Below are 23,144 nucleotides of genomic sequence, written 5' to 3' on the forward strand. Positions count from 1 at the left end.
TTTTTTGTCGATCGCTATACGGATTACAAAGTATTTACTGACTGTTTTTAACTAAAAATATCCATTCAACGTATCTGATGCTTGTGCAGCAAACGGTAGAACGTCGGCCGGGAAATCCCGAGCACCTTGGCGGCAATGCTCAGGTTATCGCTGTGGCGGTTAAGCACATCGCACAGCGCCTGGCGTTCTGCGCGGGTCTTGTAGTCCTCCAGCGTGCCCATCGGCGCGGGAATGGCGTGCTGGCTGATCAGCCCCAGGTCCCGGGCTTCGATCTGCCGCCCCTCTGCCAGTACCAACCCGCGACGTACCCGGTTGGCCAGCTCGCGAACATTGCCCGGCCAGTCATGTTTGCCCATGGCAATCAAGGCGTCGTCGCTGAAACTACGTGGACGGCGGCCGGTTTCATGGCTGTAGAAATGGGAAAAATGGTTGGCCAGCATCGATAAGTCACCATGGCGCTCGCGCAGCGGCGCGGTGACGACTTGCAGCACGTTCAGGCGGTAATACAAATCCTCACGAAAGCGTTTCTTTTCGATTGCCGCCTCCAGGTCGACGTGAGTCGCCGCCAATACCCGCACATCCACCGGAATCGGCTGACTGCCGCCGACATGCTCGATGTGTTTTTCCTGGAGGAAACGCAGCAGATTGGCTTGCAGTTCCAACGGCAAGTCACCGATTTCATCGAGAAACAATGTGCCGCCGTTCGCTGCTTCGATCCGTCCGACCTTGCGTTGATGGGCGCCGGTAAACGCGCCCTTTTCGTGGCCAAACAACTCGGACTGGATCAAGTGTTCAGGGATTGCACCGCAATTGATCGCCACGAACGGTTTGTTGTGGCGATGGGACTGTCGGTGCAAGGTGCGGGCCACTAACTCCTTGCCAGTGCCGCTCTCGCCGCGGATCAATACCGGGGATTCAGTAGGCGCCAATTTGCTGAGCAATTTGCGCAATTCGCGAATCGGCTTGCTGTCGCCGAGCAACTCATGCTCGGGCTGATCGATATGAATCGTGCCCTGCCCTCGCAGACGCGCCATGCCGAACGCTCGTCCCAGCGTGACTTGCACCCGCGAAACATCAAACGGCAAAGTATGGAAGTCGAAAAACCATTCGCAAACAAAGTCGCCGACATTCTGCAGCCGCAGGACTTCCTGATTGAGCACAGCGATCCACTCGGTGCCGCTGTGGCTGATCAGCTCTTTGACGGCTTCCGGATGTTCCAGATGAAAAGGTTGTAATCGCAACAGGCCAACGTCGCAGGTGCGCTCGGCCGCGTTCTCCAAGGTGCAGCTATCAACATCCCAACCGACAGAGCGTAAACCCGGCAACAGACGATGGCAGTCGTCACACGGGTCCACTACTAACAGACGTCGCAACGCGGGCGTTTCGATCATGACTGTTCCTTGGCGCCAAATTTGAGAAATATTATTAAAAACAGTCGTTTGGCGGGCCTGGCTGTAACATTAGCAAGAATTTGACGGTGCCTTGTACCGTTTGTCTATAGGGTAGTTAGTTAATTAGTTATAAGAAGACGGTTTGTTAGTTGCCTAACGAGTTCAACCTTTCATTAAGCTTTCAAAAACGCCTCACTCAATGAGTATATGAAAGAAAGTTGAAATTTCTGCCCAATCCGTGTGACCTGCCCCCCGGTTGCGGGCATCAGTACAAGTAACCAGCCGAACGGTAAGCCCAACCGACGGCCTGTCACTTGATTGGGCATAGAGAGAGAAGATCCCATGACCGCCCCGCTCCGTATCAACGAAGCTCTTTTGATTGCCGACCGCGCATTTAAGCCCTTTAAATGCGTAGCCTGGGCGCCACAAGACGGTAACGGCGAACTCAGCCTGACGGTGATCGATCGCACCAGTACTCCACTGGGCCGCACACAAATCCCGAGCAGCGCTTACACCGACCCGGCGCAACTGGAACATGTTCTTAAAGAGGCTCGCACCGAACTGAGCCAGGAAGGTTACACACTGCAATCCTGGTCGATGCCGCACTAAAGACATGTGTTAATGCTTTAAAAAAAGACCGTCCAGGCCGCGCCTGGACGGTCTTTTTTGCTTTATTACTTGGCAGGCTTGCCAGTGGTTCGAAAAGACACTGTTCTGGCACATAACGACCCTCCACCATTTAGTTGTTACCGTTGTGCTATCGATCATTCAAGGATTGAATGTTTTGCACAGGCCATTGCCCTCCCAATCCCGGGATTGGGAGGCTCGCAAGGAGGTGCGCGCATGCCAGACCAGACTGCTGTTGCCCTGCCTGAATCGCCTTACACTGCTGGCCAACTCGACAAGCGCTTCGCCTGCGCTGGCAAAACCCAGGTGTATTTCGTCGGCAGCACTTACAGCATCGCCAACAGTGTGGCGATTGATGCACAGGGTCGTGTGCTGGTGGCGGCGAAAGTCGGCACTCGCAGTGGTCATTACTTTGGCCTGGCCCGTTTGCTGGCCGACGGCTCCGCCGACCTGTCATTTGGCACTCACGGAAGCGTTATCGGGCCGTTTCAGCGTGGTCATGAAGCCATGGCGGGCAGCGTTCAGGTCCTGGCCGACGGGAACCTCCTGTTGGCCGGCCTGCACTACGAAGACGCCCATCGAACACTGCCAGCCCTGGCACTATTCGACGAACAAGGTCGCCCGGTCCACGATTTTGGCGACAACGGTTACTGCGTCGTACGTCTGTCGGGGAATCTGTCCCAAGGCCAGCGCAACACCTGCGGGCCTTTTGGCGTACCGGGGGCGGAGACTTGTGGCGTGAAGGTGCAAGCCGACGGCGCGATCCTATTACTGGCCAATCACTATTTTGAACTGGCCGATCACGCCGGCCTGTTGATACGCCTCACCGCCGAGGGCGAACTGGACAAAACCTTTAATGGCCGCGGCTTTGTCATGGTCAGGCATTTGCTGATGAACTCCTGGCTCAGCAGCCTGATGCTGCAGGCGGATGGCCGAATCATGGTCGGCGGATCGATCAGTTTCCCTGAACAAGCGTTGCTGGCGCGCTATCTTCCCGACGGTAGCCTGGATCAGCGCTTCGCCGTGGACGGTTTGATGACCTTCGGTGTTCAAGGAAAAAGCGCGCACATCAGCCAGATCGTCCAGCTGGGCAATGGCGATTTGCAGTGTTTTGGCAGCAGCCGAGAACCGATGCATTGCCTGGCGCTGAAAGTGCACAGCAACGGTCGTCCGGATATCCATTGCAACAATGGCCAGCCGCACTTGCTACGCATTGGCCGCAACACCAGCCAATGGACCGCCGCGCAGTTGCGGCCAGATGGCCGGGTGCTGGCGGTCGGTGGCACTCTGGGCGGGGTTGAACCCGGTTTTTTGCTGGCCCGGTATCTACCCGGTGGACAGCCGGATCCTGGCTTTGCCGAAGGCACCTGCTGGGTTCGTACCCGTTTTGGCAGCAGCCTGGACATGGCCACCTCAGTGGCGGTGCAAACTGACGGGGGCATTGTAGTCGGCGGCTATTCGCTGGATGGCAATTACCGGGCAGTAGTGGTGCGTTATCTCGGCTGAGCCAACTTGTTGTTACACACTTGATCTTCCCTGTCGCTTCCGGCAACTTGCGCGCTTCTTAATACAAGGAGTAGCCGATGTCCGGCTCAATGGCTCAGGCCTTCGCGCACAACTTTCTCGGCCACTCTCCCCGCTGGTACAAGGCAAGCATTGTCGGCTTCCTGATAATCAATGCATTGGTGTTATGGACAGTCGGGCCGGTAGCGGCCGGTTGGCTGCTGGTGCTGGAGTTCATCTTCACACTGGCCATGGCGCTCAAGTGTTATCCGCTGATGCCCGGTGGTTTGCTGCTGGTTGAAGCGCTGCTGCTGAAAATGACCACGGCGCAAGCACTTTACGATGAACTGGTGCACAACTTTCCGGTGATCCTGCTGCTGATGTTCATGGTGGCGGGCATCTACTTCATGAAAGACCTGCTGCTGTTTCTGTTCTCGCGCCTGTTGCTGGGCGTGCGCTCCAAAGCGCTGCTGGCCTTGATGTTCTGCTTTCTCTCGGCGTTTCTGTCGGCGTTCCTCGATGCCTTGACGGTGACGGCGGTGATCATCAGTGCCGCGGTTGGCTTTTATTCGGTGTATCACCGCGTCGCCTCGGGCAATGATCCGCGTCAGGACAGCGAGTTCGGCGATGACCAGCACCTGCCCACACTCCATCACGGTGACCTTGATCAGTTTCGCGCGTTCCTTCGCAGCCTGCTGATGCACGGCGCTGTGGGCACCGCGTTGGGCGGTGTTTGCACGCTGGTCGGCGAACCGCAAAACCTGCTGATCGGCCATGAAATGGGCTGGCACTTTTCCGAGTTTTTTCTGAAGATTGCGCCGGTGTCGCTCCCAGTGCTCGCTGCAGGTTTAGTGACCTGTGTGCTGCTGGAGAAGCTGCGCTGGTTCGGTTACGGCACGCTGCTGCCGGACAACGTGCGCACGGTGCTGGCCAACTACGCCGCCGAAGACAATGCAGAGCGCACTGCCCGCCAACGCGCCGCCCTGTTGGTCCAAGGTGCGGCGGCGTTGATCCTGATCGCCGGGCTGGCCTTTCATATTGCTGAAGTCGGGCTGATCGGCTTGATGGTGATTGTGTTGATCACCGCGTTCACCGGCATCACCGAAGAGCATCGCATCGGCAATGCGTTCAAGGACGCCATGCCGTTTACCGCATTGCTGGTGGTGTTTTTCGCGGTGGTCGCGGTGATTCACGATCAACAGCTGTTTACGCCGCTCATCCAGTGGGTCCTGGCGCTGCCGGCCGATCAACAGCCTGGCATGTTGTTCATCGCCAACGGCTTGCTGTCGGCGATCAGCGACAATGTGTTTGTAGCAACCATCTACATCACCGAGGTGAAACAGGCGTTCATCTCCGGCCACATGAGCCGTGAGCACTTCGAAACGCTGGCGATTGCGATCAATACCGGGACGAATCTGCCGAGCGTGGCCACACCCAATGGTCAGGCCGCGTTTCTGTTTCTGCTGACGTCGGCGATTGCCCCGCTGATTCGCCTGTCGTACGGGCGGATGGTGTGGATGGCGTTGCCTTACACCGTCGTAATGGGGGTTCTTGGCTGGTACGCAGTGAGTTACTGGTTGTAAACACCGACCCACTGTGGGAGCGAGCCTGCTCGCGATGAGTCCGTGTCAGTCAAAATTGATGTTGAATGACACACCGCTATCGCGAGCAGGCTCACTCCCACATGGGTTTTCAGGTGAGCTGGCGAGGGAGGATATACCGCTCAATCGCCTGCGCGGCGCCATCTTCGGTATTGGCGCCTGTCACCACATCGGCCTGAAGCTTGACCGCCTCTTCCGCCTGCCCCATGGCAATCGACAACCCGGCACGATGAAACATCGCCGGGTCATTGCCACCATCGCCCATCGCGGCAGTCTGCTCCAGCGAGACACCGAGAAACTCGGCGAGTGTCGCCAACGCCGCGCCCTTGTTGGCTTGCATCGCAGTCACGTCCAGATAGATCGGCTGTGAGCGCGAGACCTGCGCCTGTCCCTCGACCTTGTGCAGCAATTGCGCTTCCAGCTCGATCAACAACTCAGCGTTGTTGCTGGCGGCAACGATCTTGTCGATACGCTCAAGGTAAGGCTCGAAACTTTCGACCACCACGGGCGGATAGCCCAGGCCATGTTGCTCCCGGGGAACCATTGGACGGTGTGGATCTTTGAGCAGCCAGTCGCCCCCGCTGAACACCCAGACCTCGATGTCCGGCAGATCGGCAAACAATGCCAACGCCGTCAGCGCGGCCGTGGCCGGCAAATAATGCGCGACCAGCACACTGCCATCTGGATTGACGAGGGTGCCACCGTTGAACGCGGCCGTCGGCAGGTCGACACCCAAGGCTTCAATCTGCTGCAACATGGCTTTGGGTGGACGGCCCGTGGCCAGGCTGAACAGCACGCCAGCCTCGCGCAATGAACGAACCGCTTCGATCGTGCGCAGGCTCAGGCTGTGATCGGGCAGCAACAGCGTGCCGTCCATGTCACTGAGCAGAAAACGGATGGGGTGTGGCGTGACGTCACTCATCCGAGGCCGTGCCAGACGCGACCATCGCGAGTCAACAGGTCATCGCCGGCCTTCGGACCGTTTTCGCCAGCCGCATAGAACTCCACGCTCGCGTCCTGCTGCCAGGCGTCGAGGAAGGGCTGCACGGCGCGCCAGCCGTTCTCGATGTTGTCGGCGCGCTGGAACAGCGTTTGATCGCCCGTCAAGCAGTCATAGATCAGGGTTTCATAGCCGGTGGACGGCTGCATTTCAAAGAAATCCTTGTAGGCAAAACCCAGTTCGATATTGGCCATTTTCAGCGCCGGGCCAGGACGTTTCGCCAACAGGTCGAACCACATGCCTTCATTGGGCTGAATCTGAATCCGCAAATAGGTTGGTTGCAGTTCATCAACTTCGGTATCGCGGAACTGCGCATACGGCGCAGGCTTGAAGCAAATGACAATCTCAGTGTCGCGCACGCTCATGCGCTTGCCGGTGCGCAGGTAGAACGGCACGCCGACCCAGCGCCAGTTATCGATCATGACCTTGAGCGCGACGTAGGTTTCGGTGTTGCTGTCAGGCGCGACGTTGTTTTCCTCGCGATAACCCGGCAACCGCTTGCCGTTGACCTCGCCGGCGGTGTATTGCCCGCGCACCGAGTTGGCCCGGGCCTCCTCGGTGGACCAGGGACGAATCGCACCCACCACTTTGGCTTTCTCGCCGCGCACCGCATCGGCGCCAAAGGCTGCCGGCGGCTCCATTGCCACCATCGCCAGCAACTGGAACAGGTGATTGGGCACCATGTCCCGCAGGGCGCCAGTGTGCTCATAAAAACTGCCACGGGTTTCCACGCCGACGGTTTCGGCGGCGGTGATCTGCACGTGGTCGATGTAATGGTTGTTCCAGAACGCTTCGAACAGGCTGTTGGAGAACCGGCTGATCAGAATGTTCTGTACGGTTTCCTTACCCAGGTAATGGTCGATCCGGTAGATCTGGTTTTCCGACATCACCTTGAGCAGGCACGCGTTCAAGGCTTCAGCCGTTTGCAGATCGGAGCCGAACGGTTTTTCGATCACTACCCTTCTGAATGCTTCAGGCGTTTCTTGCAGCAAACCGGCGGCGCCGAGACGGCGCACCACTTCGCTGAAGAAACGTGGCGCGGTGGCCAGGTAGAACACCGCGTTGCCAGTGCCGCTGGCGGCGATTTTTTCCGCCAGCGCTTGATAAGTGCTGTCGTCCAGGAAGTCGCCCTGGACGTAGCTGATGCCTTTGGCCAATGTGGCCCACAGCTGCGGATCAAGGGCTTGATCGCCCTTGCCGACCTTCGCCGCCACTTCCGCACGAATGAAATCCTCGAGCTTTTGCGCAAAGGCTTCGTCGCTGATGGCGTTGTGGTCAACGCCGATGATCCGCAAACCATCGCCGAGCAGACCGTCGCGACTCAGGTTGTACAGCGCCGGCATCAGCAGACGCTTGACCAGGTCGCCATGGGCACCGAATAAAAACAGCGTGGTCGGTGGAGCGGGTTCTGCCTTGGATTTATTGCGGATCAAGCCGGTCATTTTTTCGAAGTCTCCACATGCCCGCCAAAGCCGAATCGCTGAGCCGAGAGAATCTTGTCGCCAAAAGTGCCTTGCCCGCGGGAACGGTAGCGCGAGAACAACGAGTTCGACAGCACCGGAACCGGTACCGATTGCTCCATGGCCGCTTCGATGGTCCAGCGACCTTCGCCGCTGTCAGCCACCGAGCCCGAGTAACCGTCGAGCTTCGGATCGCTGGCGAGCGCATCGGCGGTCAGGTCGAGCAACCAGGACGACACGACGCTGCCACGACGCCAGACTTCGGCGATGTCGGCCACGTTCAGGTCGAAACGCTGATCTTCCGGCAGTTGCTCACTGGACTTGGTCTTGAGAATGTCGAAGCCCTCGGCGAAGGCCTGCATCATTCCGTATTCAATGCCGTTATGGATCATCTTCACGAAATGGCCCGAGCCTGCGGGGCCGGCATGGATGTAACCGCGCTCGGCGCGATCGTCGTCCGACTTGCGGTCCTTGGTGCGCGGAATATCGCCCATGCCCGGTGCCAGGCTGTCGAACAGCGGATCAAGGCGTTTAACCACGGCCGCTTCGCCGCCGATCATCATGCAGTAACCACGCTCCAGGCCCCAGACGCCGCCAGAGGTGCCGACGTCGACATAGTGCAGGCCTTTCTCCGACAGGCTCTTCGCGCGGCGGATGTCGTCCTTATAGAAGGTGTTGCCGCCGTCGATGATGGTGTCGCCGGCTTCGAGCAACGTGCTCAGGGCGGTGATGGTGTCTTCGGTCGGTGCGCCAGCGGGCAGCATGACCCATACGGCACGTGGCTTGGCCAGGCCTGCGACCAGCGCCGGCAGGTCGATGACGCCCTTGGCGCCCTCTGCTGCCAGGGTGTCGACAAAGGCGGTGTTGCGGTCATAAACAACGGTGGTATGCCCGTTGAGCATCAGGCGACGCGCAATATTGCCGCCCATGCGGCCCAGTCCAATAATCCCGAGTTGCATGTGCTGATGCTCCCTACTACTAAAAATGTGTGTCAAAGGTTATAGCCCAACGCGACCAATGTGGGTTAGTCCAGAGCATTGGCGCTAAGTTTCCGTGCATTGTGCCCGATCCTGATTGATAACGTCGGTAATCGCGCCGAAGACACACCGACCATCAAAAATAAAAAAGTTCCATTCAGGGGCAAAAGAAATCAAAATCGCGGCCGATAGTAAATAAGCACCGATGTCGGGGCGGATTTACAGTTGAGATAGCCATTTGCGAGGTGAGCAATGGGCACAGTACAAGCAGCACGGCCAGCACAAACCCTCTATGTCACGATCCGTCGTGATGAATTGCGCCAGTTGAAAGAAGAGCGCGACCTGCTGAAGCAGGAGCTCGCGCAGCTGCGCTTACTCACACAAAGCTCCCCCGCTCAGAATTTTCCCGTCACCCAGCGTGCTCCCCACGCCTGATCCGCTCGCCTGAATCGGAAACAGTGCCCTGCTGTTTCCGATGCAACGCACCTGCCAAGCCTTAAACTCACGAATTTTTCACATTTACCTGTTGATACTCCGCCGCCCTATGGCCGCGCGGTATGCGCGCGGCTTCCGCTCGTCGATAGCAGGGAGGCTCGACGGTCGAAGTGAATACTTGGCTGGAGCGCTGAATGGCTTTGTTTAACCGCAGCAATACGACTGCGAAAGGTTTTGATTGGACAGGATTTCTCTGGTTGTTCCTGTTCTTCTGGTATTTTTCCGGCATCACCCAACTATTGATTCAACTGACGGGGACCTCGGGTTTCAGCGGGTTCCGCCAGGCCTTTGTGATGAGCGCCATCTGGCTCGCGCCGATGCTGCTGTTCCCTCGGCAGACGCGTGTAATGGCAGCAGTGATCGGCGTGGTGTTGTGGGCCTGTTCGATGGCCAGCCTCGGTTACTTCTTCATCTATCAGCAGGAATTCTCCCAAAGCGTCATCTTCATCATGTTCGAATCGAACATTGCTGAAGCAGGCGAGTACATGACCCAGTATTTCGCCTGGTGGATGGTCGCGGCGTTCCTCGCCCACACCCTGTTCGCCTATTTCCTGTGGACGCGCTTGCGCCCGGTATATATGCCGCGCTGGCAGGCCTTGGTCGCCGCGACCGCGATTCTGGTAGCCGTGGTTGGTTATCCGCTGGTCAAACAAACCGCGCGCACGGGCAGCTTCGCTGACGGTTTCGATAAATTCGAGACCCGCGTCGAGCCTGCGGTGCCGTGGCAGATGGCCGTGGCCTATCACCGTTACCTCCAGACGCTCGCCGGCATGCAAGACATGCTCAACAGCGCGAGCAAGATTGCGCCGCTCAAAAACCTCACCGACACGATGGCCAACCAGCCCGCCACTCTGGTGCTGGTGATTGGCGAATCGACCAACCGTCAGCGCATGAGCCTCTACGGCTACCCGCGTGAAACCACGCCGGAACTGGACAAGCTCAAGGATCAACTGGCGGTCTTCAACAACGTCATCACCCCGCGCCCGTACACCATCGAGGCGTTGCAGCAAGTGTTGACCTTCGCCGACGAGGAAAACCCGGACCTTTACCTGACCACGCCATCCCTGGTCAGCATGATGAAGCAGGCGGGTTACAAAACCTTCTGGATCACCAACCAGCAGACCATGACCAAGCGCAACACCATGCTCACCACCTTCTCCGAACAGGCTGACGAGCAGGTGTACCTGAACAATAACCGCAACCAGAACGCCGCCCAGTACGATGGCGACGTGATCGAACCGTTCAACAAGGCCCTGGCAGACGCCGCGCCGCGCAAGCTGATCGTGGTGCATTTGCTCGGCACACACATGAGCTATCAGTACCGTTATCCGCCGACCTTCGACAAGTTCACCGACCGCAAAGGTGTGCCGGACGGTGTGCGTGACGATCAGGTGCCGACGTACAACAGCTATGACAACGCGGTGTTGTACAACGACTTCGTGGTCTCGAGCCTGATCAAGGACTACGCCAAGGCCGATCCGAATGGCTTCCTGCTGTACCTCTCCGACCATGGTGAAGACGTGTTCGACTCAGCGGGTCACAGCACCCTGGGCCGCAACGAAAACAAGCCGACCGCGCCGATGTACACCATCCCGTTCATGGCGTGGGCCTCGCCGAAATGGCGTGAGACCCACGACTGGAATCTGGCCGGTGACTTGGGGCGGCCTTACAGCAGCTCGCAACTGATCCATACCTGGGCCGATCTGGCGGGCCTGAGTTTTGATGAACTGGACCGCAGCAAAAGCCTGGTCAGCGACAGTTTCAAGCCGCGGCCATTGATGATCGGCAACCCTTACGAGCGTCAAGTGCATCCGCTGATCGACTTCAGCCTGATGAAACCCAAGGTCGCGCCAGCCGACCCGGCAGTCGCCAAGCAGTAATCCTTTCAGGGGCCGGTTCCGGCCCCTTTTTTGTGTCCCGCTACCAGGCAGGACACATTTTAAAATATCAATAATTCTCGTTAGCCAGCACTGGAAGCTTTGCGGCGGTTAATTCCCAATTCACCGATTCGGCGGATAATGTCCCGGCGACATTGACTCATGGAAGACAGGCACCCGATATCCGTAATGGGAGGCACACCATGAAACGTATAACGCTGATCCTCGCCAGTCTGATGATGTTCGGTTCGGCCGCTGCTTTGGCTGAAGGTGGCGCCGAACGCATGAGGTATTACTTCGAGAGCCTGCGCTTTAAACAAGAGCAGGCCAATGGCATCCAGCGCAAAGTGATTGAGCTAAGGGTTCCGGACGATCAAACCGCACAAGTTACCGAAACCTACAGGCCGAGATAAACGATGGCAGACGGGCGTCCTGATGGACGCCCTTTTTTATGCTCGATTGCGGCGAGATTAAAGGTCCTTGGTCCAGAACAGCATGCGGCCATGGGCCGGGTCGAACATGCCGGGTGCAAAACCGAACTTGCCATAGGACGCCTGCGCGACCGCATTGCCTTCAAGGACTTCCAGGGTGATCTTGCAGCCGCCGCGCTGGCGGGTGATGTCCTCGACTTTTTGCAGCATCTTCTGACTCAGCCCCCGGCCGCGAAACTTCGACACCACCGACACATCGTGCACATTGACCAAAGGCTTACAGGCAAAGGTCGAGAACCCTTCAAAGCAATTGACCAGCCCGGCCGGCTCGCCATCGACAAAAGCCAGCACACTGAACGCGTGGGGACGCTTGGCCAGTTCACCCGGCAATCGCTGCAGGATGTCATCGGATAAGGCGTGCCCGCCGCCCATCGGGTCCTGGGCGTAAGCATTGAGCACAACACCGATCGCTTCGGCGTGCACCGGATTGGTGTAGCTGGCTTGAAGGACAAGTACTTCTGCGGATTCCATTTCCATCGTCAACATCCGATCTGGTTGACCCGACACGTCTCTCGCGCCGGGAGGTCGACGGACATTATCGCGAGGCGCAATTGTCGACAACCCGAACCTGACTCAAACGCCCCAGATCAGCGTTTCAGTCCATCCCAGCTCGGCAAAATCAGCGGCCCTCAAGCCTGACTCACCGGCGCAGAAAAATTCGTCCAGCTGCGGGGGTTTGACCGACGTGCCGCTGAGCATGGCGTGCACCTGGCCACGGTGATGAATCTGGTGTTCGAACAGATGGGACAGCATGCGCAAACGGCTGTCATGCTGCGGCGTTTCCCGGGCGATGGTCACGATTCGCACCAGGTCGGCATCGCGTAACTGTTCGCAGTAGGCAATCAGTCGACGGTCGACGTGGGCTTGCTCACGCTGCAGGTCGGGGCCCGAGGTGAACGGCTCGTCGTGGGTGAAGAACACATAACAATCGGGGTGCGGCTCGTCCCCGCGCAGCTCGCGCTCCAGCGCATCCATGTAGAACCAGTCGCACGTCAGGATGTGATTGAGGGTGGCCCTGATGCTGGGGAAGAAGCTGACACGCGGCGCCACCAGTTCGGTAGCGCTCAATTGGCCCCAGGCCTTGGCGAGTCGGTGATTGGCCCAGGCGTTCTGATAAGCCATGGTCAGCAAATGATGAGACAGGGGCTGATTCATGTTCGCGGCTCCTTGCAATTAGGCTTCAGCGAAACGTTGCAGCTGCATTTCCTGTAGACGGCTCAATGTGCGGCGGAACGGGAATTCAAGGTAACCCTCGGTGTACAACGCCGCCATCGGCACCTGCGCTTCGAGGTACAGCGGCACCTTGCGGTCGTAGCATTCGTCCACCAACGCGATGAAACGCCGGACTCCGTCGTCGTGCACCGACAATTGCGGCAGTTCGCGATCACCGGCCACCACACGCTCGGCAGCGTCTTCGGTGCCTCGGGCGATGCGTCCGGCGCGCTTTTGTGCGCTCAGGTTGGGCACCTCACTCAACAGAATAGCGCTGAAGGTGTCACACAGCGCCATAAAGTCCATGGCAGCAAACGGTTGTTCGCACAGATCGGCATAACGGCACCAGAGCACTTTGGCGCTGGCCTGCACAACGCTGACCGAACGATAACCAACCGAGACCGGCTCGCTGGACACCGATTGCCCAGCGGTCAAGGCCTTGAACACATCTGCGAGCGCGCTGGGCTGGCCGGCGGTCGCCACCCAATAACGTTGCAGGCCGGCGCCCGGATGCAGGCGGTGGTCTTCGCCGCCATCCACCGCGATCACCTGCATGTGTTTCTTGATCGCCTCGATGGCGGGCATGAAACGGTCGCGGTTGAAGCCGTCGGCGTACAGCTGATCCGGCGGTTGATTGGAGGTGCAGACCACCACCACACCTTGCTCGAACATCACCTGAAACAATCGCCCGAGGATGATCGCATCGCCAATGTCATTGACGAACAGCTCATCAAAGCACAGCACCCGCACTTCCTCGCTCAGCTCACGGGCCAGCGCCTTCAGCGGATCGGCGGTGCCGGTCAGCTGGAATGAGCGCTGGTGCACCCAGCCCATGAAGTGGTGAAAGTGTTGGCGGCGAGCCGGGACCTTGAGGGTTTGATAGAACTGGTCCATCAACCAGGTCTTGCCGCGCCCGACCGGCCCCCACAGGTAAACCCCGGTGATCGGCGTGCGCCCTTCGTGCAAGGCTTCGTGGCATTTCTGCAACGCCCACACGGCATGTTCCTGGGCTTCGTCCTGGACGAAGCCCTTTTGTTCGATGGCGTGTTGCCAGGCGCTTAGGGGAGAGTCGACATTCATGCGCGGCAGTATGCCACGCACTCGCGTTACAGAGAGATGTCTAGCCGGGCGATCTTGCCCTGTTCGTTGAGGCGGAACATGTAGCGCAGTTCCAGGGGACTGCCGGGAAAGGTCCCGGAAATCCGGTTGTGCACCAGCACTTTACCGGTGCGCTGCTGCACGCCGAGCACTTCGACCCGGGGTTCATAGCGCTGCGCCGTGTCTTGCATCCATTGGGCGATGGCTTGCGTGCCGGTCCGGTGATGTCCTTCATCGAACACGTTGGCATCCTCAGCGAAAAAACTGCCGACCCGCGAAGTGTCGCGAGCATTGGCGGCGGCAATGTAGGCGGCAATGGCGGGCGCCAGTGAAGAGGCTGGATTGGACATGTTTACGGCTCCTTGTTTGTTGGTTCTGGAGCCATCCTAAAACACGTCTGTGTCAGTTCTTGTCAGGAGTGAAACGCCCCGCTTCATCCAGTTGCATCTGCTTGCGCCAGGTGCGCAACAAGTCGCTGCGCCGCCCCGGATAACGCTCGCCCTGCTCGCTGGCGGCCGAGATCCGGTCGGTGCGAAACGTGCGGTAGGCGCCGCGCAGTTCACACCAGGCGACGATGATCCGAACTTCATTGAGAAACCCCAGCGCCAGGGGCCAGATCATCCGTTGACTGGGCACCTGGTTGGCATCTGCATAGTCGATGTTGAGCTTGGATTGATCACGTATGGCCTGGCGAAACACATTCAATGGCACTGCGTTTTGCGGGTAGCCATAACCGGGCGGGCCCGGCAGCACTGTCGGGTTGCGCAATGCATCCTGGGCTTCGGGGGCCAGCACGGCGGCAATCTTGGCCAGCGCATCCGCCGCGGCTTTGCTCAACACCTCGTCGCCGCGCTGATCGACGTAGCGCAACCCCAACACGATGGCTTCGGTTTCATCGGCATTGAGCATCAAGGGCGGCAGAAACAATCCGCTGCGCAATACGTAGCCGATCCCCGCCTCGCCGAAAATCGGCGCGCCCAGCGCAGTCAGTTCGGCGATATCGCGGTAAAGCGTACGTTCGGAAATCTCCAGTTCGCTGGCCAGCGTTGCCGCCGTGACCGGACGACTTTTACCTCGCAAAACCTGCAACAACGTGAGTAAACGTGTAGTACGCGACACGATCCGTAGTCTCTTTCCTGAGAAGTCGACGGAGCTTAGCAGAGGCTGCTGTCAGAAACTGGCAGTAGCAATGTCCCCGTCAATCGGGCCTTTCGCGATAAATCAAAAAGCCGATTGACGTAAAATATTACTCGCATAATATTCAATGCATGTCGCCAAACATTTAACTAATTCACCGCATCGGTTCCTCAGGAGTCATCTCATGCATTACAAAGTCTTCGGCCGTAAAACCGGGTTGCGGGTCTCGGAACTGGCATTGGGCGCCGGCAATTTCGGCACCGGTTGGGGCCATGGCGCAGAACGTGACGAAGCCAAGCGCATATTCGATGGCTACCTGGAGGCCGGCGGCAATTTCATCGACACCGCCAACGGCTATCAGGGTGGGCAGTCGGAAGCCATGCTCAGCGAGTTCATTGCCGCGGAACGGGATCGCCTGGTCATCGCCACCAAATACACCCTGGGCACCACGCCCGCCGCCGGCATTTCCCACACCGGCAACAGTCGCAAGAACATGGTTCGCGCCGTGGAAGAAAGCCTGAAACGCCTCAACACCGATCACATCGACCTGTTTTGGGCGCACATGAGTGACGGCGTGACGCCGATGGAAGAAATCCTGCGTGGCTTTGACGACCTGGTGCGTGCCGGCAAAATTCACTACGCCGGACTGTCGAACTTCCCGGCCTGGCGCATCGCCCGGGCGGACGTGCTGGCCGAAGTGCGCGGTTTTGCGCCGATTGCAGCGATTCAGATCGAGTACAGCCTGGCCGAACGCAGCGCTGACCGTGAGCAGCTGCCGATGGCCGAAGCCCTGGGCCTGGCCGCGACGTTATGGTCGCCGTTGGGTGGCGGTTTTCTCACCGGCAAGTACCGCAGCAATGACGGCGACAACCGCGCCGCTAAACTTGGCGTGCTGATCCATGCCGAAACAAGCGCACGGGACACCGCCCTGCTCGACACCTTGCTCGGCGTCGCAGAAGAGCTGGCAGCCAGCCCGACTCACGTCGCCATTGCCTGGCTGCGAGAAAAGGCCAAGCGTTCAACGACTGCGCTGATACCGATCCTGGGTTCGCGCACGCGTGAGCAACTGGATGCGACATTGGGTGCCTTGACAGTGCAATTGAGTGCCGAACAGATGTCGCGACTGGATGAGGTCAGCGCTGTGGCGATGGGTGTGCCGCATGAAACCATTGCCGGGTCGTATTCGCGATTTACCGGGGCTGAAACATTGGACGTTCCGATAATCCCTGTCGCCTGAAACAGCATCGCGGGCAAGCCCGCTCCCACAGGTATTGCGCTGTACTTGTGGGAGCGGGCTTGCCCGCGATGGCGTTAGCGCATGATGGGGCTACCGGTCCACTTTATGTCTGGCGGCATAAAGGCAGAGCATTTCCATGGCTAATGTCGCCGCCGCCAGTGAGGTGATGTCCGCGTTGTCGTAGGCCGGCGCCACTTCCACCACGTCCATCCCCACCAGATTGATCCCGCGCAAGCCGCCGAGAATTTCCAGCGCCTGTACCGTGCTCAATCCCCCGCAAACTGGTGTCCCGGTGCCCGGTGCGAAGGCCGGGTCGAGGCAATCGATGTCGAACGTCAGGTACACCGGGTTATCGCCGACCCGTGCGCGAATCGCTTCGACAATCGCCTCGCACCCTTGCCGATGCACCTGCCGTGCATCCAGCACCTGAAAGCCCTGATGATCGTCATTGGTGGTGCGCAAGCCGATCTGCACCGAACGCGACGGATCGACCAGCCCTTCCCTGGCCGCGTGCCAGAACATGGTGCCGTGATCGACGCGCTTGCCCGCCTCGTCCGGCCAGGTGTCGCTGTGGGCATCGAAGTGAATCAGCGACAGCGGACCATGTTTGCGGGCATGGGCCTTGAGCAGCGGATAGGTAATGAAGTGGTCGCCGCCGAACGTGAGCATCGCGCTGCCGGCGTTGAGAATGTGCTCGGCATGCGCCTCGATGCTTTCCGGCGCCGAGTGCGGCGAGCCGTAATCGAAGTCGCAATCGCCGAAGTCGATAACAGCCAGATGATCGAATGGATCAAACGTCCACGGCCAGTGGCGTTCCCAGGCGATCCCGGTGGACGCGGCGCGAATGCCTCGTGGCCCGAAACGCGCACCGGGGCGATTGCTGGTGGCGGTGTCAAACGGGACACCGCTAACCGCGACGTCGACACCGCGCAAGTCACGGCTGTAGCGTCGACGCATGAAACTGGTAATGCCGGCGTAGGTGCTTTCGGCGGCGGTGCCGTAAAGACTGTCGCGGGTCATGGCCTGATCGTTTTGCACAGGGACGTCCATCAGGTATTCCTTTTTATTGGTGGCTACGGAAAGTAGTCCACAAGCGGGTGCGCTGACGCATGTCCTTGAGGTTCATGGTGCGGTCGGCGTACAGCAGACCGCGAACGTCGGCGGGCGGGTAAATGTCCGGATCGGTGCGCACCGCCTCATCCACCAGCGGCGTCGCGGCCTGATTGGCGGAGGCGAAGAACAGCGTGTTGGTCAACGCTGCGACGGATTCGGGGCGCAACATGAATTCGATGAACTGGCGGGCCGCTTCGGGATGTGGCGCGTCCTTGGGAATCGCCAGGTTGTCCTGCCAGACGAGGGTGCCTTCCTTGGGAATCCGGTAGGCGATTTCGTAGGGCTTGTTGGCCTTGCGCGCCTGATCGGCAGCCATGCTGGCGTCACCGTTGTAGGTCAGCGCCAGGCAGACACTGCCGTTGGCCAGATCGTTGATCTGCCGGCCGCTGGCGACGTACAGCACGTTTGGCTGCAACTGATGCAACAGGGTCTGCGCCGCATCGAGATCGTTCTTGTCGGTGCTGTAGGGATCTTTACCCAGGTAGTGCAACGCCAGACCGATGACTTCCTGAGGCGAATCGATGATCGCGATGCCACAGTCCTTCAGTTTGTTGGCGTACTCGGGCTTGAACAGCAAATCCAGGCTATTGAGCGGTTTGTCCGGCAAGCGTTTCTGCACTGCCTCGACGTTCACCCCAAGCCCCAGCGTGCCCCAGGTGTAGGGCACGCCGTAGAGGTTGCCGGGGTCCACGGCGGCGAGCTTTTCCAACAGGTCCGGGTCGAGGTTGGCGTAGCCCTTCAGGCCTTCGTGAGGAATGGTTTTTAACGCACCGGCTGCCAAGCCGCGAGCCAGCACGCTGGACGACGGCACGACCACGTCGTAACCGCTGCCACCGGTGAGCAATTTGGTTTCGAGCACTTCCGGCGCATCGAACGTGTCGTAACGCACGTGAATCCCGGTTTCCTGTTCGAAACGCTGCAAAGTCTCGGGCGCTACGTAATCGGCCCAACTGTAGAGATTGAGGGTCTTTTCCTCGGCCTGGGCCGAAGCAACCACGGCGAGGAACAACGCGGGTAAACACAGCTTGAACATGGGAGCCATGACGAACACCTGACCAGAGGAAGTGGTTGCAGCGTGCGCGCTCCGATACATTGTCGAAATATCAAGTTTGTTAACCTGACTTTATTGCGGAGTAATGTTTGATGCTCGGTCAACTCCACGACCTCGACTTGCAACTGCTGCGCTTATTTGTGCGGGTGGTCGAGTGCGGCGGCTTCAGTGCGGCACAGGGCGAACTGGGGTTGAGCCAATCGAGCATCAGCCAGCAAATGGCCAAGCTCGAAACCCGACTCGGCTATCGCCTGTGCAGTCGCGGCAAGGGTGGGTTCAAGATCACGCCCAAAGGTGAACAGCTGCTCACAGCGACGCGCGGCCTGTTTGAATCCATCGAAGCGTTCCGCCACCAATCCAACGGTGTGGCCGGGCGCTTGATCGGCGAAGTGCTCCTGGGTTTGTCCGAGGCCCTGGATCAATCGGTGCTGCAACGCGTGGCCGATGCGATCAGTCGTTTTCGCGAGCGCGACGAATCGGTGCGCATCGAATTGATCAGCGCCATGCCCGGCGAAATGGAGCGGCTGCTGCTGCAACAACGGCTGGACCTGGCCATCGGTTATTTCTCACAGGTGCAGCGTGCGTTTGACTACCGCCAGTTGTTCACGGAAACCCAGCACCTGTATTGCGCGCCCGGGCATCCACTGTTCACCGACGATGCGCCGGACGACCAGGCCTTGCAGGCGTGTGACCGGGTCGATCATCCCTACCGTTTCCTGCGGGCTGACGAGCCCTTCCAGGGACAGCGCTGTTCGGCGAGGTCGGAGCAGGTCGAAGGCACCCTCGCCTTTATTCTGTCCGGTAAACACGTCGGCTATCTGCCCGATCACTTTGCCCGTAGCTGGGAAGACAAAGGTTTGCTCAGGGCCGTGCGTCGAGAGGACATGAGTTTCGATGTGGCGTTTCACCTGGCCCGTCATCGTGCGCAAGTGCCGGGGGATGCGCAGAAGGCGTTCGAAGAGGATTTGCTGGCGGCGTTTGCCTGAAAACCACTGCAATCCCTGTGGGAGCGGGCTTGCTCGCGAAGGCGTCCTGTCAGCCGGCATCCTTGTCACCTGACAGGACGCCTTCGCGAGCAAGCCCGCTCCCACAGGTTTTGTGTAAAACCGGGATAAGGTTCCGACAACGCAGTCTTTCTGGCATCCTGCGCCTCCATTTTTTGACCTGGCCCTGGCGCTTTCCTCGTGACCTCATCCGAACACGCAAAACCCCAGCCCCGTTCCGACCTGATCTACGGCCTCGACGATCGCCCGCACCTCACCGCCACGGTCTTCGCCGCGCTGCAGCATGTGCTGGCCAGTTTTGTCGGCATCATCACCCCGACCCTGATCATGGGCGGCGCCCTCGGACTGCAAAGCGAAGTGCCGTACCTGATCAGCATGGCGTTGTTCGTCTCCGGCCTGGGCACTTTTGTCCAGGCGCGGCGGTTTGGCCCGGTGGGTTCTGGTTTGTTGTGTCTGCAAGGCACCAGCTTTTCGTTTATCAGCGTCATCCTCAGCGCCGGGTTCATGGTCAAGGCCCGGGGCGGCGGCACCGATGAAATCCTCTCGACCATCTTCGGCGTGTGCTTTTTCGCAGCGTTCATCGAAGTGGTGTTGAGCCAGTTCATTGGCAAGCTGCGCACGCTGATCACGCCGGTAGTCACCGGTACGATCATTACGTTGATGGGCCTGTCGCTGATCAAAGTCGCTATGACCGACATCGCTGGCGGCTTTGGCGCAGCGGACCTCGGCGCGGCCAGTCACCTGGCGTTGGCGGCGTTGGTGCTGGGAACCATCGTGGTATTGAACCGGGTCGACGTACCGTTCCTGCGCCTTGGGGCGATCGTGATTGGCTTGACGTTGGGCTACCTCGTGGCGTGGCTGTTGGGCGACGTCAATTTCGCCAGCCTGCCCGACGTGCCGCTGATGAGCGTGCCGGTGCCGTTCAAGTACGGCTTCAATTTCGACTGGGTGGCGTTTGTGCCGGTGGCAGTGATTTTCCTGGTGTCGCCGCTGGAAGCCGCCGGTGACCTGACCGCCAACTCGATGATTTCCCGGCAACCGGTGAAAGGCCCGGTGTATATCCGCCGGATCAAGTCCGGTCTGCTCGCTGATGGCCTCAACTCGGCCATGGCGGCGGTGTTCAACAGCATGCCGATGGTGACCTTCGCGCAGAACAACGGCGTGATCCAGCTCACCGGCGTGGCCAGCCGCTACGTGGCATTTTTCATCGCCGGCCTGCTGGTGCTGCTGGGGTTGTTCCCGATGATTGGCGCGGTGCTGCAATTGATGCCCAAGCCAGTCCTTGGCGGCGCCGAGCTGGTGATGTTCGGTACCGTGGCGGTGGCCGGGATCAAGATCCTCGCCGAAGCCGGCCTGCATCGACGCAACATGCTGATCGTGGCGATTTCCCTCGGCATGGGCCTGGGTGTCGCGGCCGTGCCGCAGGTGTTGCGTGAACTGCCCCTGGCGTTGCACAACATCTTCGAATCGCCGATCACCGTGGGCGCGTTGTGCGCTATCGTGCTGAACATCTTCCTGCCCGAGGAATTCATCGAGCTGGAAGAAGACGATTTCGATCCGGAAGCCTCGATCCTACAGGTCATGGAAAATCCCGATGTCCCGGCTAAAGGTGAACCCGCAACGCCTGAGGCGGTCGCACAGTTGACCCGCTAAAAGGCTCAAGGGCCGAGCCGTTGGCGGTTCAGCCCTTATTTCTGAACGAGAGCCTGTCCATGCGCCGCGTCCACGCCGTCATCCTTTCCCTGCTCTTGCTCTCCCTGAGCGCCTGCGCCCTCTTTCCCCATCGCGACCCGTTGAACATCAATGTGGTCGGCATCGAACCGCTGCAGAGCCAGGACATGGAAGTGCGGTTCGCCGTAAAGATACGCGTGCAAAACCCCAACGAAACGCCGATTGACTACAACGGCGTGGCGCTGGACCTGGAAGTCAATGGCCAACCTCTTGCCTCCGGCGTCAGCGATCAATCGGGTTCGATCGCACGCTTTTCCGAAACCGTGCTGACAGTGCCGGTAAGCGTTTCGGCGTTCTCGGTGATACGCCAGACGCTGGGCCTGACGCAGACGCAGACGTTGAACAATCTTCCCTACGTCCTGCGCGGCAAACTGGCCGGCGGATTGTTTGGGACGATGCGTTTCGTGGACACGGGCAAACTGAGCTTGCCAGGGCCTACGACTGGCACTTGGTAAACCGCAGGAGCTTGGAAACGATGCATTTCCCTTGTGGGAGCGAGCTTGCTCGCGATGACGGCGGCACATTCAACAAATCAGTTGCCTGATCCACCGCTATCGCGAGCAAGCTCGCTCCCACAGGGGTTTACAGTATTTTTATATCTTGTCTTTAGAATCGCAGGGTTGTTGTTCATCAATAGATAAGCCATTCACTGGCTTAACGTCTGCTTTTTTGAAACTTCGGACCACCTCCTCCCCCGTTTCATTCCATTCGAGATCTGACAAATGCACCAATCCATCTATGCCAGTTTGCATGCCAATAAATATTCCAAAATCTGCTCCTGATGCTTTGGCCTTTTTAGCTACCGGTTCAATTTCAGATGAAGGTTTTTCAATTTCACTATCCATTTCACACCATCCTTTTAATCAGCTTAAGCCCCGCCAAGTGCGTTGCAACAGGCTTGACTCTAACTCTGCGGACTGCTTCGCGAACCTGTTATAAATGACAGTCGACAATATCTTTTTGCTATCGCTCTATATCAAAGTAGACAGTTGTAATACGGGGTAAAAGCAGTGGATTTTAAATTACAGTGAAAGCCGCACTTTTTGCGATGACATCTGACGGCAATCCGTAAAGCAGCAAGAAGTGCATCTGTGAAAATCCAGCGGCCTGACATTGCCCACTTCATGAACAAGCCCCCTTCCACAGATTTATGCGCTGAAACGCACACCTGGTTTAGGCCGCTCATCGACGATCAACTCAAACACATCCGGGCGCGCGTAGTGCCCGACGACGTCATAGTCATAACGGGCGCGAACCAGATCGTCGGTATCGATTTCGGCGGTCAATAATCCCGCCTCGCCCCGCAACGGCCCCGCCAGAATGTCGCCCATCGGTCCGACGATCACACTGCCGCCGGCAATCAGCGGCCGCTCTGCCGGCCAGTTAGCGATGTCCAGGCCCAGGGCCTGCGGTGACTCCTGAACCTGACACGCGCTGACCACAAAGCAGCGTCCTTCATGGGCGATGTGGCGCATGCTGACTTGCCACATCTCGCGCTCATCCACCGTCGGCGCGCACCACACCTCAATGCCTTTGGCGTACATCGCGGTGCGCAGCAGCGGCATCATGTTTTCCCAGCACACCACCGCGCCGATCCGCCCGACCTGGCTGTCGAATACCGGCAGTGTCGAGCCATCGCCTTTGCCCCAGATCAATCGTTCGGTGCCGGTGGGCATCAGTTTGCGGTGCTTGCCGACCAGTCCGGCCTTTGGATCGAAATACAACGCCGTGCAATACAACGTACTGCCGGCACGCTCGATGACGCCGATGACCAAATTCGCACCCGTGCGGGCCGACAACCCGGCCAGCGCTTCGGTCTCGATGCCCGGCACGTCGATGGCATTGGCGAAATAGCGGGCGAAGGCTTCACGACCTTCCGGCAATCGAAAGCCCAGTTGAGTGCCAAAGCCTTCGCCTTTGGGATAGCCGCCGAGCAAGGCTTCGGGCATGACTACTAACCTGGTGCCGGATTCGGTAATGGCGTTTTCCCAGGCGAGAATCTGTTCCAGCGTCTCGGCCTTGCCGCCGGGCAAGGCGCCGATTTGCAGCGCAGCAACGATTGATTTGGGCATGTCGGTAACTCCGAAAGCGATGAGGTGTTGCTCATTCTCAGGCGCCACGCAATCATGAATAAAGCCC

General features: G+C 58.9%; 22 protein-coding genes and 1 pseudogene. 10 read left to right on the plus strand and 13 right to left on the minus strand.

Going from position 1 to position 23,144, the window contains the following annotated elements; genetic code table 11:
* Positions 1-65: 65 nt before the first annotated feature.
* Positions 66-1,391, minus strand: a complete 1,326-nt coding sequence (locus tag HNR03_RS27150) for a sigma-54 dependent transcriptional regulator (protein WP_222586989.1) — start codon at positions 1,389-1,391, stop codon at positions 66-68.
* Between the two features lie 342 nt (positions 1,392-1,733).
* On the opposite strand from HNR03_RS27150, the gene HNR03_RS27155 reads away from it, so the two are divergent.
* From HNR03_RS27155 to nhaB, 3 genes are all read left to right on the plus strand, one after another.
* On the plus strand, positions 1,734-2,000 hold the full coding sequence (locus tag HNR03_RS27155) for a hypothetical protein (RefSeq protein WP_222586990.1): 267 nt from the start codon (positions 1,734-1,736) through the stop codon (positions 1,998-2,000).
* Between the two features lie 234 nt (positions 2,001-2,234).
* On the plus strand, positions 2,235-3,524 hold the full coding sequence (locus HNR03_RS27160) for a hypothetical protein (RefSeq protein ID WP_259157129.1): 1,290 nt from the start codon (positions 2,235-2,237) through the stop codon (positions 3,522-3,524).
* 77 nt (positions 3,525-3,601) lie between these two features.
* The gene (gene nhaB / locus HNR03_RS27165) at positions 3,602-5,104 is read left to right on the plus strand and encodes a sodium/proton antiporter NhaB (RefSeq protein WP_222586992.1); all 1,503 of its coding nucleotides are present in this window, start codon (positions 3,602-3,604) and stop codon (positions 5,102-5,104) included.
* Positions 5,105-5,213: 109 nt separating this feature from the next.
* Here the strand turns inward: nhaB and HNR03_RS27170 are convergent, their stop codons facing one another.
* Genes HNR03_RS27170 through gnd form a run of 3 tightly spaced genes read right to left on the minus strand, consistent with a single transcriptional unit; the run spans position 5,214 to position 8,541 of the window.
* Complete coding sequence (locus HNR03_RS27170; protein WP_259157130.1) at positions 5,214-6,044, minus strand: HAD family hydrolase; 831 nt, start codon at positions 6,042-6,044, stop codon at positions 5,214-5,216.
* The gene (gene zwf / locus HNR03_RS27175; RefSeq protein ID WP_259157131.1) at positions 6,041-7,564 is read right to left on the minus strand and encodes a glucose-6-phosphate dehydrogenase; all 1,524 of its coding nucleotides are present in this window, start codon (positions 7,562-7,564) and stop codon (positions 6,041-6,043) included. The genes HNR03_RS27170 and zwf overlap by 4 nt, the downstream gene beginning before the upstream one ends.
* Entirely contained in the window at positions 7,561-8,541 is a 981-nt protein-coding gene (gnd, locus tag HNR03_RS27180) for a phosphogluconate dehydrogenase (NAD(+)-dependent, decarboxylating) (RefSeq protein ID WP_259157133.1), read from the minus strand. Before gnd ends, zwf begins: the two co-directional genes overlap by 4 nt.
* A 270-nt stretch (positions 8,542-8,811) precedes the next feature.
* On the opposite strand from gnd, the gene HNR03_RS27185 reads away from it, so the two are divergent.
* The 3 genes from HNR03_RS27185 (at position 8,812) to HNR03_RS27195 (ending at position 11,344) form a co-directional block, all read left to right on the plus strand.
* Positions 8,812-8,994, plus strand: coding sequence for a DUF6026 family protein (locus HNR03_RS27185; RefSeq protein ID WP_222586996.1), 183 nt, complete (start codon positions 8,812-8,814; stop codon positions 8,992-8,994).
* 194 nt (positions 8,995-9,188) lie between these two features.
* Positions 9,189-10,934, plus strand: a complete 1,746-nt coding sequence (locus HNR03_RS27190; RefSeq protein WP_259157138.1) for a phosphoethanolamine transferase CptA — start codon at positions 9,189-9,191, stop codon at positions 10,932-10,934.
* 200 nt (positions 10,935-11,134) lie between these two features.
* Positions 11,135-11,344 (plus strand): hypothetical protein, encoded by a 210-nt coding sequence (locus HNR03_RS27195; protein WP_259157140.1) that lies wholly within the window; start codon positions 11,135-11,137, stop codon positions 11,342-11,344.
* A gap of 57 nt (positions 11,345-11,401) precedes the next feature.
* Here HNR03_RS27195 and HNR03_RS27200 read toward each other — a convergent pair whose 3' ends face one another.
* The 5 genes from HNR03_RS27200 to HNR03_RS27220 all read right to left on the minus strand — a co-directional run bounded on the left by HNR03_RS27200 (position 11,402) and on the right by HNR03_RS27220 (position 14,851).
* Complete coding sequence (locus tag HNR03_RS27200; protein WP_259157244.1) at positions 11,402-11,893, minus strand: GNAT family N-acetyltransferase; 492 nt, start codon at positions 11,891-11,893, stop codon at positions 11,402-11,404.
* A gap of 102 nt (positions 11,894-11,995) precedes the next feature.
* Positions 11,996-12,577 (minus strand): DinB family protein, encoded by a 582-nt coding sequence (locus tag HNR03_RS27205; protein ID WP_222586999.1) that lies wholly within the window; start codon positions 12,575-12,577, stop codon positions 11,996-11,998.
* A gap of 18 nt (positions 12,578-12,595) precedes the next feature.
* Positions 12,596-13,714: a cell division protein ZapE gene (gene zapE, locus HNR03_RS27210; protein ID WP_259157142.1), complete on the minus strand. Its 1,119-nt coding sequence runs from the start codon at positions 13,712-13,714 to the stop codon at positions 12,596-12,598.
* A gap of 26 nt (positions 13,715-13,740) precedes the next feature.
* Positions 13,741-14,082 (minus strand): nuclear transport factor 2 family protein, encoded by a 342-nt coding sequence (locus HNR03_RS27215; RefSeq protein ID WP_222587001.1) that lies wholly within the window; start codon positions 14,080-14,082, stop codon positions 13,741-13,743.
* A gap of 52 nt (positions 14,083-14,134) precedes the next feature.
* Positions 14,135-14,851 carry a YafY family protein gene (locus HNR03_RS27220; RefSeq protein ID WP_222587002.1) on the minus strand — a complete coding sequence of 239 codons (717 nt, stop codon included), beginning with the start codon at positions 14,849-14,851 and terminating at the stop codon, positions 14,135-14,137.
* A gap of 202 nt (positions 14,852-15,053) precedes the next feature.
* On the opposite strand from HNR03_RS27220, the gene HNR03_RS27225 reads away from it, so the two are divergent.
* Positions 15,054-16,106: an aldo/keto reductase gene (locus tag HNR03_RS27225; protein WP_222587003.1), complete on the plus strand. Its 1,053-nt coding sequence runs from the start codon at positions 15,054-15,056 to the stop codon at positions 16,104-16,106.
* 90 nt (positions 16,107-16,196) lie between these two features.
* Here HNR03_RS27225 and speB read toward each other — a convergent pair whose 3' ends face one another.
* The gene (speB, locus tag HNR03_RS27230; RefSeq protein WP_259157146.1) at positions 16,197-17,156 is read right to left on the minus strand and encodes an agmatinase; all 960 of its coding nucleotides are present in this window, start codon (positions 17,154-17,156) and stop codon (positions 16,197-16,199) included.
* 13 nt (positions 17,157-17,169) lie between these two features.
* Positions 17,170-18,261 carry a polyamine ABC transporter substrate-binding protein gene (locus HNR03_RS27235; protein ID WP_259157148.1) on the minus strand — a complete coding sequence of 364 codons (1,092 nt, stop codon included), beginning with the start codon at positions 18,259-18,261 and terminating at the stop codon, positions 17,170-17,172.
* A gap of 101 nt (positions 18,262-18,362) precedes the next feature.
* Here HNR03_RS27235 and HNR03_RS27240 point away from each other — a divergent pair, with 101 nt between their 5' ends.
* The 3 genes from HNR03_RS27240 to HNR03_RS27250 all read left to right on the plus strand — a co-directional run bounded on the left by HNR03_RS27240 (position 18,363) and on the right by HNR03_RS27250 (position 21,460).
* A complete protein-coding gene (locus tag HNR03_RS27240; RefSeq protein WP_259157150.1) occupies positions 18,363-19,256 on the plus strand; it encodes a LysR family transcriptional regulator in 894 nt (297 codons plus the stop codon).
* Between the two features lie 198 nt (positions 19,257-19,454).
* The gene (locus HNR03_RS27245) at positions 19,455-20,927 is read left to right on the plus strand and encodes a nucleobase:cation symporter-2 family protein (RefSeq protein ID WP_259157152.1); all 1,473 of its coding nucleotides are present in this window, start codon (positions 19,455-19,457) and stop codon (positions 20,925-20,927) included.
* 59 nt (positions 20,928-20,986) lie between these two features.
* Positions 20,987-21,460 (plus strand): LEA type 2 family protein, encoded by a 474-nt coding sequence (locus HNR03_RS27250; protein ID WP_259157155.1) that lies wholly within the window; start codon positions 20,987-20,989, stop codon positions 21,458-21,460.
* Between the two features lie 165 nt (positions 21,461-21,625).
* Here the strand turns inward: HNR03_RS27250 and HNR03_RS27255 are convergent.
* Positions 21,626-21,778 (minus strand): annotated as a pseudogene (locus HNR03_RS27255) (S1 RNA-binding domain-containing protein); the annotation flags it as partial.
* Positions 21,779-22,153: 375 nt separating this feature from the next.
* On the minus strand, positions 22,154-23,077 hold the full coding sequence (locus tag HNR03_RS27260; protein WP_259157157.1) for a carbon-nitrogen hydrolase family protein: 924 nt from the start codon (positions 23,075-23,077) through the stop codon (positions 22,154-22,156).
* Between the last annotated feature and the right edge of the window lie 67 nt (positions 23,078-23,144).

Source organism: Pseudomonas sp. JAI111, assembly GCF_024809425.1.
Classification (GTDB): Bacteria; Pseudomonadota; Gammaproteobacteria; order Pseudomonadales; family Pseudomonadaceae; genus Aquipseudomonas.